Source organism: Bifidobacterium breve DSM 20213 = JCM 1192, from assembly GCF_001025175.1.
In the GTDB taxonomy this organism is placed as follows: domain Bacteria; phylum Actinomycetota; class Actinomycetes; order Actinomycetales; family Bifidobacteriaceae; genus Bifidobacterium; species Bifidobacterium breve.
In genome coordinates this window covers 112653-125919 of the sequence record NZ_AP012324.1, presented here as the reverse complement: position 1 = coordinate 125919, position 13267 = coordinate 112653, and the positions used below count along the sequence as shown (strand labels likewise).

The 13267-nt window shown below is 60.6% G+C and carries 10 protein-coding genes, 1 tRNA gene and 1 pseudogene; all 12 read right to left on the bottom strand.

Features of this window, described 5'->3' with window-relative positions:
- Positions 1 to 4 precede the first annotated feature (4 nt).
- Complete coding sequence (locus BBBR_RS00460) at positions 5 to 1057, bottom strand: LacI family DNA-binding transcriptional regulator (RefSeq protein ID WP_003827966.1); 1053 nt, start codon at positions 1055 to 1057, stop codon at positions 5 to 7.
- Positions 1058 to 1126: 69 nt separating this feature from the next.
- A complete protein-coding gene (locus tag BBBR_RS00455) occupies positions 1127 to 2761 on the bottom strand; it encodes an MFS transporter (protein ID WP_003827965.1) in 1635 nt (544 codons plus the stop codon).
- Between the two features lie 204 nt (positions 2762 to 2965).
- Positions 2966 to 4492: a sucrose phosphorylase gene (gene gtfA / locus BBBR_RS00450; RefSeq protein ID WP_003827964.1), complete on the bottom strand. Its 1527-nt coding sequence runs from the start codon at positions 4490 to 4492 to the stop codon at positions 2966 to 2968.
- 286 nt (positions 4493 to 4778) lie between these two features.
- Entirely contained in the window at positions 4779 to 4919 is a 141-nt protein-coding gene (locus BBBR_RS10580) for a hypothetical protein (RefSeq protein ID WP_014483281.1), read from the bottom strand.
- The gene (locus tag BBBR_RS00445) at positions 4919 to 6004 is read right to left on the bottom strand and encodes a LacI family DNA-binding transcriptional regulator (protein ID WP_032738208.1); all 1086 of its coding nucleotides are present in this window, start codon (positions 6002 to 6004) and stop codon (positions 4919 to 4921) included. Before BBBR_RS00445 ends, BBBR_RS10580 begins: the two co-directional genes overlap by 1 nt.
- A 273-nt stretch (positions 6005 to 6277) precedes the next feature.
- On the bottom strand, positions 6278 to 6673 hold the full coding sequence (locus BBBR_RS10810; RefSeq protein ID WP_003827961.1) for a fluoride efflux transporter FluC: 396 nt from the start codon (positions 6671 to 6673) through the stop codon (positions 6278 to 6280).
- On the bottom strand, positions 6673 to 7737 hold the full coding sequence (locus BBBR_RS00435; protein WP_003827960.1) for a fluoride efflux transporter FluC: 1065 nt from the start codon (positions 7735 to 7737) through the stop codon (positions 6673 to 6675). Before BBBR_RS00435 ends, BBBR_RS10810 begins: the two co-directional genes overlap by 1 nt.
- A gap of 187 nt (positions 7738 to 7924) precedes the next feature.
- Entirely contained in the window at positions 7925 to 9508 is a 1584-nt protein-coding gene (locus BBBR_RS00430) for a ClC family H(+)/Cl(-) exchange transporter (protein ID WP_003827958.1), read from the bottom strand.
- A 23-nt stretch (positions 9509 to 9531) separates the two neighbouring features.
- Positions 9532 to 10818 carry an adenylosuccinate synthase gene (locus tag BBBR_RS00425; protein ID WP_016462059.1) on the bottom strand — a complete coding sequence of 429 codons (1287 nt, stop codon included), beginning with the start codon at positions 10816 to 10818 and terminating at the stop codon, positions 9532 to 9534.
- A gap of 167 nt (positions 10819 to 10985) precedes the next feature.
- Positions 10986 to 12053, bottom strand: coding sequence for a class II fructose-bisphosphate aldolase (gene fbaA, locus BBBR_RS00420; RefSeq protein ID WP_003827956.1), 1068 nt, complete (start codon positions 12051 to 12053; stop codon positions 10986 to 10988).
- A 62-nt stretch (positions 12054 to 12115) separates the two neighbouring features.
- Positions 12116 to 13052 (bottom strand): annotated as a pseudogene (locus BBBR_RS00415) (DMT family transporter).
- 109 nt (positions 13053 to 13161) lie between these two features.
- Positions 13162 to 13235: transfer RNA gene (locus BBBR_RS00410), tRNA-Gly, on the bottom strand.
- Between the last annotated feature and the right edge of the window lie 32 nt (positions 13236 to 13267).

Here is a 13267-nt window from a genome sequence, read left to right as displayed (position 1 = left end):
ACAGCTACCGGGTAGTCTCTCCGGGGATGAGGGTTACGGAGATGATGTCTTCGGAAGTAGACTGGCCGCCATTGGCCGCAACTGCATTCCCGCCCTCAGCTGCAGCGGCACTCGTGGTTCCGTTATCGGCGGCGATTTGGGAGTCCATGCGGGAGGCGAGGGCGGCGGCGACGGCGGGGAAATCCTGCCGCACCGCGGTCAGGCGCATGCCGGCGGTCTCGGCCATGAAGGTGCCGTCGTAGGCGATGATCTGCAGATCGCGGGGAACTGAAATTCCTCGGCGCAGCGCCTCCTGCAACGCCACGGATGCCACCAGGTCCGATCCGACGATGGCATCGACATCGGAATATCTCTCAAAGATGGCACGGGCGGTGGCCTCGTGTGCGCAAATATCGGCCACAATGCCGGCTTCCACGTAATCGCAGGCAATGCCGGCATCAGCCAGCATCCGTTCAACGGTGAGATGATAGCGAATCGTGGGGAACGTGGTGGCTTCCGCGAACTGGGAGCGCGGACCACCGACGAGCACCACATGACGCGCTCCGGAATCGATGAGCTGACGGGCAATCAGCCGGCCGCCCTGTTCATGATCGGATCGAACGGCCGGAACACCCTCGCCCAACGTGCGATCAAAAGCAACAATCGGACGATGAATGGATGTCCAGTAGCCGCCCGGATGCTCGGTGTGGGCCGCCATGACGATGCCGTCCATCATGTGCCGCTGCAGCATGTCGACATATTCACCCTCGCCTTTGTCTGCATCAGCGATGGAACACAATAGGGTTTTGAGGTCGCGCGCGGCGAACTCACGCTGCAGATGCGCAGTGAGCGTGGCGAAGAACGGGTGGGCGATAGTCGGCATAATCACACCGATGGTGTTGGTGCGATTGCGGTACAGATTGCGGGCCAGCTCGTTGGGAATATAGTTGAGCTGGCGCATCGCGGCCTCGACTTTGGCGCGCATATCGTCCGAGACATAGCCGGTGTTATTGACCACCAGCGAAACGGTGCTGAGCGACACTCCTGCCGTTTTGGCTACGTCGCGCATACCGACCATGGTTTGCTCCCCCGTGAGTACTAGCTGGATTACTGACGACCAGTGTACTCGAACCGGTTTATCGCGCTGTTACTCTGCCTTGGAAGAGAGCGTGATGATTCCGGCGAGGAACACCATGACGATGGCGGAGGGGAACAGCAGGTAGTAGCCGAAGCTGCTCGCAAATGCGCTGACCAGCACGGCTCCGATAATGGCGGCGAGCGCCAGTCCGACCGAATTGGCCAGTGCATAGATGCCAAGATCATGACCGGCGTTGCGCGGATCGGGTAGGGCATTCATTACCAGTTCAAGGCCTAACGCATCGTAGACGCCGAAGGCGAATCCGGAGATCAGCGCGAAGAGCAGCATGCCGTTTTCGCGTGCCGTGCCGGTGGACCAGACGCCGAGCCCCCATGCCACCGCCACGCCGATGGCATACAGCAGGCAGGATGCCGCCACCACTGCAGTGGTGGCGATGTTCCGTTCCTCGATCTTCTCGGAGATCGGCCCAGCGGCCCAGGACGCGAGCGCAGCACCGATGAGCGTTGCCGCGGCCATGCCGGCGATGAGGAGGCCCGCGGGAATGGTCAATGGCGCGGAAGTGAACACCACAGCCTTGCCATACACCCAAAAGCGCACGAGATACCACAGAAAGACCCCGGTCAGTCCAACGCCCGTCATCATGCACACGCGAGCGGCGAACACACGGGCGAATGCAGGCGCATGTGCCGGCGGACGCAGCTGGTCAAACACCTGGCTCGACTCGAATCGTTGATGTGGCTGCTCCTGGCTGGAAGGCTCCTTGGGCAGCATGATCACGGTCAGGATGCCGGAAACCGCAAACAGCACGGCGGTGTAGGCAAACGGCGTGAAGGAGTCGAACATCACGCCGAGCGCACCCATGCATACACCAAGCGCTTGGCCAAGCATCACGCCGATACCGTGCCAGCGCTCAATGCGCGGACGGAATTTGTCCGGAACCCGTTCGCTGATGGCGCTGGCCAACGGCACGGAAATCATCGCATAGGCAAACTGCATGAGCGCCCAGAAGAAACACAGCACTACGAGGCCTGTGTTCTGCCCCAGAACCAGCGTGATCAGCGCGCACAGCACGCCACCCGCCACCATCCACGGGGTACGGCGGCCCAGAGGAATACGTGTGCGGTCGGACAGCGCGGAGACCAAGGGCATCGCGAACATGGAGGCCACCACGCCAACGACCACCAGCACGGCCAGAGGCACCACCAAGTCAGTGGCGACGGGCAGCGGACGGCCGGTGGACGGATTGATGGTGACCGATATGGCAGAAGCGGTGTCGTAGTCGAACAAACGCGCCACGGCGTTGGGCATGGCGATGGTGTTCAACGCCGCCCAAGGCGCGCCGACCAGAATCGAAGCCACGAAAAAGCCCCAATTAAGACGGGAAATCTGAACAGCGGTGGGTCGCTGACCATTGGCGGCGACCATCGGATCGCGCATATCGAGATATGCAGACGACAGATCAGGCGCAGGGGCATCCACGCCGGCCGCGGCAGCGGCAGCAGCCGACGAACCGGCGGCCGCCAGACGCACGGCCTGGGCCTCGGGCTGATCGGCGGATGCCTCGGGAGGACGCCGACGATCTTTGATGGCCAGTCGGGCCACGGCATCCTTGTCTTCGGGACTCAATGCCTTGTCGAGATCCGGGCGGTCGTCAATACCCGGGCGCACGTACGGTTCCAACATGTTGCTGCTCTTTCTTTGCTCTCATCACCGGCGGGAGGTACCGGCCAGCTCCGGCTGAGCATGACCCGCAACCCCGTCACATGCAAAACCGCCCGAGCGCACTAGCTTCAGTGCACTGCGGGCGGTTTGTTTTCCATGGACCCAGCTTACGCCGGACGCACTACTTGGAGCGCGCACAGCGGAGTGGCGTTTATGGGCCAACGGTTAGTCGATATCGGCAATCGGCGGGTTGCTCAGCAGATCATCAGTCTCGTGGTCACCGGCGGCATCGGTCCAGGCGAGGCTGGCGACCGGAGTGGTGTTATCCGTGCCGAGTCCGCGGCCGGGCTCGAAGATGAGGGCGGCCTTGGTCTTGCCGTCGGCAGCGATCCAGCGGAAGGTGATGGATGTGTCGCCGTCGGCTTCGTAGCTGAACTCGCCATTGAATGCAGGCAGTTCGTTGCGGAACTTGGCCAGGGCGTTCAGGGCCTTCACCACCGGGCGCTCGAGGTTTTCGTCGATTTCGGCGGTGGAGTAGTAATGGCGATTGATGTCACGGCCGTTGTTGGTCTTGCGCAGCAGTTCCATGTCGTTGCGACCGGCGAGCGCGCCCACGTAGTAGACCTGCGGCACTCCGGGCAGGAAGAACTGGACCGCGCGGGCGGCCAGATAGTGCTGGTCGTTGCAGCCGAGCGCGGAGTAGTACGTGCTGTTGACCTGATAGAGGTCGAGGTTGCTGGCGGCGGCACCGGTGGCGGCCTGGGATTCGCCGTGGGTGTTGGCGTGGATGGTGTTGACCAGATTATCGACGTCCTCGTCGGGCACGAGGCCCTTGAGGCTGCGGTCGAGCTGATCGGAGCCGATGTCGATCACGCCGATGCCGTCGTGCGTATCGAGCACGGTGACGGCGTTGTTCGGGCGGATTTCGGTCCAGTGGACCACGGGTTCCACGTGACCGGTGAACAGCGAGTGCAGGAGCAGCGGAGGCAGGGCGAAGTCGTAGACGCGGTCCACCTTGGAGGCGATTTCAACCTGCTTCTTGTAGTAGCTATGCACCTCAATGAGAATTTCGAGGCCTCGCTTGACGCCTTCCTCGCGTAGGCGTGAGATGAGCTTAAAGGTCTTGGGGGTCATGAAGCAGCTGGTGCCGGCCTCCTTGGCGCCGTAGCCCACGGCGTCGAGACGGATGTAGCGCACATGGCTGGCTGCCATCTGATCAAAGATGGACATCAGGTACTCCCAGCCCTTGGCGGAGTCAGTGTCGATGTCCACCTGCTGTGGGGTGAAGCTGACCCATACCAGACGGGTCTTGCCGGCGAACTTGTAGTGGGTGAACGGCAGGCCCGGGCGCGGGCGGTAGATGCCGGCGAGATCCTCTTCGGTGGCGCCGTTCGGGAAAACGGAACTCATGGTCAGGAACATCGGGTAATACTCGGAGTGCTCGCCGTTCTTCAGCACGTCTTGGAATTGGGCGGATTCCCAGCTCATGTGGTTGACGATGGCATCGACCATGATGCCGTGGGTCTTGGAAAGTTCAGCGACGTCGTCCCACGATCCGAGGCGCGGGTCGACCTTGGTGTGGTCGATCGGGTCGAAGCCAGCGTCCGCACCATCGAACGGAGTGAAGAACGGCAGGACATGGACGCCGTCATACACGCCGTCGAAGCGGGTGCGCAGGATGTCGGTCATCGAGCTAAGAGTACCATCGCCGAGACGATCGGCGTAAGCGATGAGCTGCACTTTGTTTTTCATGGGACCTCCCTTGGTTCATGGATGCAGGTGCAATGTGTACGCAGTGTATGCGTGCTTTTACATACTTATACGTATCGAACCGGTTTGATATTACCTCGAAAGGGACGTTGATGTCCAGTAATGCCGCAAAATGCGCGTGTCGAACCGGTTTGATGCGGTGTTCTACACAACCCAGCCTGTCCGACCCCAATGTGTCCGTTTCTGCAAAATCGGACATCCAAACATCTCACACATCACACATGACCGATTCTCCGGAATCGGACACACAGAACACTTTTTTCGGAACTCAGACGTCCGATTCGGCAGAATCGGACACATGGGCACAAGTCGGATGATGAGCACGACCATCGACGGGCGTCCGCTGGTTGCGGACGCCGCTGAAATCGATGAGATCCACACCGGGCACACGCATGAAGACGCGCAGCATCAACGCGTGGTATCGCCTGGCACCAGCGTCATGGGAATAAGCACGTTCGGCTCGAACGGCTTGGGGATGTCCCTGCGTGAAGCGTTAGCCGCGGCCACTTCCTCATTGGCAATAGCCTGCACGATATGGTCGGCCGTCGACTGTGCGATCGCCGAGAAATCCTGCGCGACCGCGGTCAGCTTCATGCCGGCCAAATCAGTCAAATACGTACCATCGTAGGCAACGATCTGCAGCTCGTCAGGAATGGAAATTCCGCGGATCAACGCTTCGCGCACGCAGAACGACGCGCCAATATCGGAACTGACCACGGCATCGACGCCGTCGGTCGTCACCTTGTCGAGCGCATTGCTGACCGCACGATGATAGCCGGCAAAATCCATCACTTCGCCAGCTTCAACGTACTCGTATTTCACGCCTGCGGAGGTCAATTCCTGTTCCAACGTGAGGCAATAGCGCACCGTCGGGAACGTGGTCTTTCCCAAATCGAACGGTCCTTCCTCGACTTCTCCGCGCGCAGCCAAATCGAAGAATTGATCTCGCGGACCACCAATCATCACCACATGTTTGGCACCATTGCGGATCAGCATCTGCGCAATCAATCGCCCACCCTGCTCGTGGTCGGATCCAATCGACGAAATACCGTCTCCAAGCACACGGTCGAACGCGACGATCGGGCGATGAATCGACGTCCAATAATCGCCGGGATGCGAAGTGTGCGCACACATGACGATGCCGTCCATCATGTGCCGACGCAACATGTCGACATACTGGATTTCGCCGTCCGCCTCATCTGCGGTAGAGCACAACATAGTGCGTAATCCTTGCGCGGCGAGCGCATGCTGCAGATGTGCGGTAAACGTTGCAAAGAACGGGTGGCGGATGGTGGGCACGATGACGCCGACCAGATTCGTACGATTATGATACAGATTGCGGGCAAGCTCGTTCGGCACATAATTGAGCAGTTGCATGGCTTTGCGCACACGTTCACGCATGTCATCAGACACGTACCCGTTGCCGTTCACCACCAACGAGACGGTGCTCAGAGACACCCCGGCCTTCTTCGCCACATCGCGCATGCCGACCATCATCGCACCTTCCCCGTCATCACTGTTCTATCGCTGTATTCTCACGTGCTTACCGCTAATATTACATTCATTTACATTCTCTCGAACCTGTTCGACAGTCCGGCAACGAAATACAGCTTCTTAGTGTCGACTCCTGCGGAGGCGAAGGCCTTCAGCAGCGGCTTGGTCTGGTCGAATGCAATCACCAGCGTTGCATCCGGACTGGCGGCCTTGATGGCAGTTGCGCTCAGATTTCTTTCACGTTACTCAGCGACCGTCCGTGTAACGTGAAAATTACGCCGGATTGGCAAGCAGCGCAATGCCGAAACCGGTGGCCACGCAAATGAGAGGCACCGCGACGGTTGCTATTCCATAGCCCAGAGCCAGCGTAAAACGACGCTGGCGAATCAACGAAACCACTTCGTTGAGCGCCGTGGAGAATGTCGAGAAACCACCGAGAAATCCGACAACGAACATCATGACCGTGTCCATATCCACCGATTGCGAATAGTAGGACATCATGGCGATGCCTGCGCATAGCGAGGCGACGCCGTTGATGACGAGCGTGGATAGCGGGAAGTTGCGGTTCGTTCTTCGATTCTCGCGGTTCCAGCCTTGTTGAATTGACACGTCGAGCACGTAACGGGCCATGGCGCCCAGACCGCCGAACAGACAGATCATCCACATCATCAGCGCACCTCCCCGGTAGCCAGGTCGGCGACAAGCGAAATCTCCGCAGTGATCGGTTTGGGCTCGAAGCTGGGTGGAAGCGGGTTGGCCGGCTGCTGGATCGGCTGCGACTGCTGAATCGGCTCGGGCAGCTGCCCCAAGTCTGGAGTATCCGGCTCGCGCAGCAACGGCTGCGATGACTGTGCCAGCTGAGGAACGACCAGCGGGGGAATCTGCGGAACGTGGCCTGTCTGCATAGGCTGGATGGCAGTCGGCGGCACGGTTGGCGTTTCGACTCGCGGAACCTGTCCCGTCTGTGCAATCTGCTGGGCCGTCTGCGCGGCCTGCTGCGCCGCCTGCGCGGCTTCCATTGCGGCCTGCGCGGCAGAACGCGCCACGTCGGCCACTTTCACATGGCGTACGCCCTGCGTGTCCGATTCGGCAGAATCGGACACGGAAACAGCTGAAAACGCACCCCGAACCCGCTTTCGAGTACTCCGTGACAGCAGTGCCTGCATCAGAACCACGCCGGCGGCGGCAGTGAGCAAACCGCCTGCAAAATTTCCCGCAAGATAGCCAAGCGCACTGGCGATATGCCGATCGTGCAGACCTTCCATCGTTTCCAGCATCACGCCGGACATCGTCGAAAGCCCGCCGAGCAAGCCGAGCCCAACACCACGGCTGACAACCTGCCGCACCCGGCGACGCAGCCACGAAGCGGTCGCCATGAATTCGGTCAGCATCGCGAACAGGAAGCAGGCGACCATATTCGACACAAACGTGCCCACAACGAACGGCGTCCCGCTAACCGACGGCAGAAGCATATCCAACGCATGCCGACAGCCGACTCCAACAAATCCACCGACAAACACCACAACATACATCAGTCCGTCGGCGAGCGGATTGAACCGCGCCTGCATACGTTTCATCGGTGCCAGGGGAATCGTAGGCGGATCCATGGTGTTAGCGGCGGGCGCGGTTGCACCAGCATGCGTCACCTCAACAGCGTCGATTGCCTGCGTGATAGGATGCGAGTCCTCACCCGCAGTCACCACGTCTCCCGGCGATTGTTCTTGCGATTCCATTGCGCTCCCCCTGTACTGGCCTTCCGCGGACAGCGTTGTTCCCGCCCATAGGCCATGCAACAACGAGCTGGGCCGCGATTGCTGCCTTCCTAACGCATATGAGTTTACACGGAGCGCCAACGTATGCACCCTGGATGTCCGATTCCGCAGATTCGTACATCCAGAGTCCAGCCGAATTCAGCCAGGCTCAGTCAAGCCGGGCATCACACAGCCGCCGCATCGCAGGTCGCACCTCGCGCTCCTCCTCGCCACTGAACAGCACCACCAGATAGTCGCCGGCACGCAGCCGTGTATCACCGCGCGGCACGATCTCGCTTTCGCCGCGACGCAGGCCGATGATCAGACACCCAGACGGCCAACGCACGTCACGCACCCGCTTGCCGTCCGCAATCGCCCCCATTTCCAATGGCAGTTCCATAATGCCGCTGCCCACATGGCTTGCGATCGCCATCTGCATGCCTTGCGCGCGCATGTACCGCTCCAGCAACTCCCCATAGATCGGTTTGGTGCGCAGCAAATCGGACACCAACAGCGCGACGAAAGCGACGGCCGCGACCGGCAGCATGTGCGTCAACGTTCCAGACATCTCCACAGCCAACAGAATCGACGTGATCGGCGTTTTCACGGACGCGGCGAGCGTGCCCGTCATCACGCACACCGCAAACACCGCCACTGCGTCGGATGGCAGATCACCGAATCGATGTAACACTTCACCGCAGATGCCGCCGGCCAGCGAACCGACCGCAAGAATCGGCATGAAAATACCGCCAGGCGCGCCTGAGCCGAAACTCGTGGATGTGAACAGCATCTTCGCCACGAACAGCAGACACAGCATTCCCAAGCCGACGCGCGCATGTTCGGCGGCATCAATCAGATTCGAGCCGCCGCCGAGCACATCGGGCAACCAGATGCCGACAGGCAACGCGATCGCAATCGCAATCATCGGGCGGCTCCATGCCGGCAGTTTGCCGTACAGCGTCTGGAAGCCAAGCAACGAGCGGTTCATCAGCGAACCAACCAAACCGGCCACCAATCCCAACGGAATCAGCCACACATACTCTTCCAACGACAGCTGACCGATATCACCGAAATCCAAAACCGGACGCAGACCGAAACAGTATTTTGAGACGAAATCGGCGGTCAGCGATGCGGCGGTGGCGCCCATCAGAATCGCAGGGGAAAAACTCCGATGCACCCCTTCCAAAGCGAACATCATGCCGGACAGCGGCGCGCTGAACGCGGCGGACAAGCCGGCCGCGGCACCGGCGGTGACCAGATAATGCTCCTGCATGTCCTCACGGCGGCGGCCGCGCAAACGGTGGGATACACACTGCGCCCCCGACGCACCAATCTGAATGGACGGCCCCTCACGACCGAGCGACAGACCAAACAACGCGCCCAACAGTCCACCGACGAAACGGACTGGCAGAATCGTCTGCCAACGCATCTTCAAGCCGCATATCACCACGCCGTTGGTCTGCGGGATGCCGCTGCCACCAGCCATCGGCTCCTTGCCGACCATCCACGCGATCGCCAGCGCGGCCGCCACCGCGGCAACCGCCCACGGCGCAATCAGCCACGGGGTCTCGCGAATCCGCGCATATATCCAACGGGACGCATCCGTGCCGTATTCGATGCCGAGACGGTATACGACAACCAGCAATCCTGAAACCAGACCAATGACTATGCCGGCCGCCGCCATCTTCCACTTCAAGTGGTCGAATCGCGGAATCAGCCGGCGGATATCATGTGCCGCGTCGTTACCAGTCAAGCCGGGAAATTCGTTGCAGACGGTCAGTCGACCAGCGAATTGATCTGGATGACATGGTCGCGCTGCGGGCCAGTGCCGATCGCGGAGATACGGCAGCCGGACAGATCCTCAAGACGCTTGACGTAATCCTGACAGGTCTTCGGCAGATCATTGAAGTCGTGGATTTGGGAAATATCCTCGTCCCAACCCGGCATGGATTCGTAGATTGGTTTCGCCGCCGCGAATTCGGCCTGATCGGTCGGCATATCGTCGTGACGTTCGCCGTCCACGTCGTAAGCCACGCAGATCGGAATCTCCTTCAGGCCGGTGAGCACGTCGAGCTTGGTGAGCACGATGTCGGTCAGGCCGTTGACCTGGGAGGCGTACCGGTTGACGACTGCATCGAACCAACCACAGCGACGCGGGCGGCCGGTGGTCACACCGAATTCGTGGCCCTGCTGACGCAGCCATTCGCCGGACTCGTCCAGCAGTTCGGTGGGGAATGGGCCTTCGCCCACGCGGGTGACGTAGGCCTTGGCAACGCCGATCACGCGGGTGATCTTGGTGGGGCCCACGCCGGTGCCGGTGCAGGCGCCGCCGGCGGTCGGATTGGAGGAGGTGACGAACGGGTAGGTGCCGTGATCCACATCGAGCATGGTGGCCTGAGCACCTTCGAACAGCACGGTCTTGCCTTCGTCGAGCGCCTTGTTGAGAATCAGGCCGGTGTTGGCCACATACGGCTTCAGGCGTTCGCCGAGCTTCAGCAGTTCGTCGGTGGTCTGGTCCACGTCGATGGCGCGGCGGTTGTAGAGCTTGACCAGCATCTGGTTCTTCTGGTGCAGGCTGGCCTCCACCTTGTCGTGCAGGTGGTCGGCGTTGAACAGGTCATGCACGCGGATGCCGATGCGATTGATCTTATCCGCGTAGGCCGGGCCGATGCCACGGCCGGTGGTGCCGATCTTGTGCTTGCCGAGGAAGCGTTCGGTCACCTTGTCGAGGGTGCGGTGGTAGGGGGCGATGATGTGCGCGGCCTCGCTCACCAGCAGGTGGGAGCAGTCGATGCCGCGGGATTCCAGGCCGTCGATCTCCTCGAAGAGCACCTCCGGGTCCACGACCACGCCGTTGCCGATCACCGGGGTGAGGTTCGGGTTGATGATGCCGGAGGGCAGCAGGTGCAGGGCGTACGACTCGTCGCCGACCACCACGCTATGGCCCGCGTTGTTGCCGCCGTTGAAGCGTGCGACATAATCGACCTTGGTACCGATCAGATCGGTCGCCTTGCCTTTACCCTCATCGCCCCACTGGGCACCAATAAGAACAATTCCAGGCATGATGCACCTCCGCATTCGCACGATTCCGCCGGAAACAGACTACCTTACACCCTCTACTCGGGGCGCGGCCATCTCACGCAATCGGGCTTCTGGTGTCTTTGCCGCGCGTTGCGCGAGGCGGGCCGACACCAAGGCGCCGCCACGGCGAATGACAGTTTATTTGGGTGTTATCTGAGTGCTTTGCCGGCCGAGCCGAGTTGCTTGCATGCCTCAGCCACGCGGGCGGACATGGATTCCTCGGCCTTGCGGCCCCAGGAACGCGGATCGTAGAACTTCTTTTCGCCCACTTCACCGTCGATCTTGAGGACCTTGTCATAGTTCTCGAACACATGGTCGGCAATCGGGCGCGTGAACGAGTATTGCGTGTCGGTGTCGATGTTCATCTTGATCACGCCATGGCTCACGGCTTCTGCAATCTCTTCCGGACGGGAGCCCGAACCGCCGTGGAACACCAATTCGAACGGCTTGCCGTTGGGAAAGTCGACTATGCCGGCGGCGCTGGGCAGCTCACCCTCGACCACCGCGCGCGCCACACGGGACTGAATATCACCGAGCAGGGCGGGACGCAGCTTGACCACGCCGGGCTTGTAGGAGCCGTGCACATTACCGAACGTGAAGGCGGCCATGTATCGGCCACGCTCGCCCAAACCAAGGCGACGGGCCACTTCAAGGCCATCGGCCGGCGTGGAATAGAGGCGTTCGTCGATTTTGGCGGAATAGCCGTCTTCCTCGCCGCCGACCGCGCCGATCTCGATCTCCAGCACCGTGTGCGCGGCCTGCGACTTATCGAGCAGCTCCTCGGCGATGTCCAGATTTTCCTTGAGCGGCACGGTGGAGCCGTCCCACATATGCGACTGGAATGTGGGCTCCTGACCATGCGCCACCTGATCGGCCTCATGTGCGAGCAGCGGTCGCACCCATTCGTCCAGATACTGCTTGGCGCAGTGATCGGTGTGCAGGGCGATGGTGATGTTCGGGTACTTCGCGGCGACCTCGTGTGCAAAAGCGGCCAAGGCCAGCGATCCGGTGACACGGTCGTTGACGCCGATGCCGGAAAGGTATGCGGCTGCGCCGACGGACACCTGGATGATGCCGTCGGATTCGGCATCCGCGAACCCCTTCAGCGCGGCGTTCAGCGTCTGCGAGCTGCTCACGTTGATGGCAGGGTAAGCGTAGCCGCCGCGTCGTGCGGCGTCTAGCATTTCGGCATAACGTTCCGGTGTTGCGATTGTCATGGCTTCATTATCGCTCGGGGTGTGCCCGCCAGACTAGGTTCTGGAGCCAGGCGAGCTGTGAACTATCTCACGAGGAACACCATGATGATAATCATGGCGAAGCCGACCAAATCGGTCGGGGTAAAGACCGCGCCGGCGAATAGGACACCGGTGATAGTGGCGGTTACGGGTTCACTGGTGCCGAGCATGGTGGCGCGCATTGCACCGCAGCGCTGGGTGCCGCCGAGGAATAGCCAATAGGCACCGAATGTGCCGAACACCACGGTGAATACCATCAGACCAATGCCGAACCAATCCAACGCGGGGGCGGTGGTCCACGGGTGCACGAGCGGCAGCAGCATTAGGCCGGAAACGATGAACATGACGCCGTTGGCCATGAAGTTGCCCCATTTGGCCATTAATGTGATGGGCAGAATCGCAAGCAACGACGTGCATACGGCATCGGTCAGGCCCCACAGCAGACCGGGCAGCGGCAGACTGAGCTGGCTGAGATCGCCGCCTGTGGCGATGAGCACCGTGCCCACAAAAGCGAGTACCACACCGATGCTTTCGCGTTTGCCGGGCAGCCGTTTGCCCATAATACATACGAATACGAGTACAACCAGCAGATTGAGCGTCTGCAGCACTGTAGCCGTGCCGGAATTGGTCCAGTCAATGGCCTTCAAGTAGGAGACCTGCACCATGAGCACGCAGAAGAACGCGCACAGCAGAAGTCTCGGGTAGGAACGGTAGTCCTTAAGCGAGTTGATGAACTTGTCAGGCGTGAAGATTCCTGCGCAAACCAGAAAGACGACACCGGCCAATAGCTCGCGTACGCAGGCGATCCACAGCGGATCGGCGTGATAGTCGTTCATCAGGAGTTTGGAGACGGTGGCGTTGACGCCCCCAGAAGACGCCTCCGGCGAGCGCCAGTCCGGCACCGACGAAGATGTCGTGCGGGGTGCGTTCGAGGGTTGGCGTTGGTTGGCCATTGGTTGCAGCGGTCTTGGGTTCACACATCGCCCATCACGATACGCGGACGACGTGAATTGTTCTCATATAGCGGTCATACGGCAGGAAAATAAGCTCTCAAAAGAGGGAAAACCGTTGGAATTTCAAGGAAAATCGATGGAGCGGACGACGGGAGTCGAACCCGCCTCTAAAGCTTGGGAAGCTTTCATTCTACCGATGAACTACGTCCGCATGTGCGCTTCCACGCACAAGAGGCAAGTGTA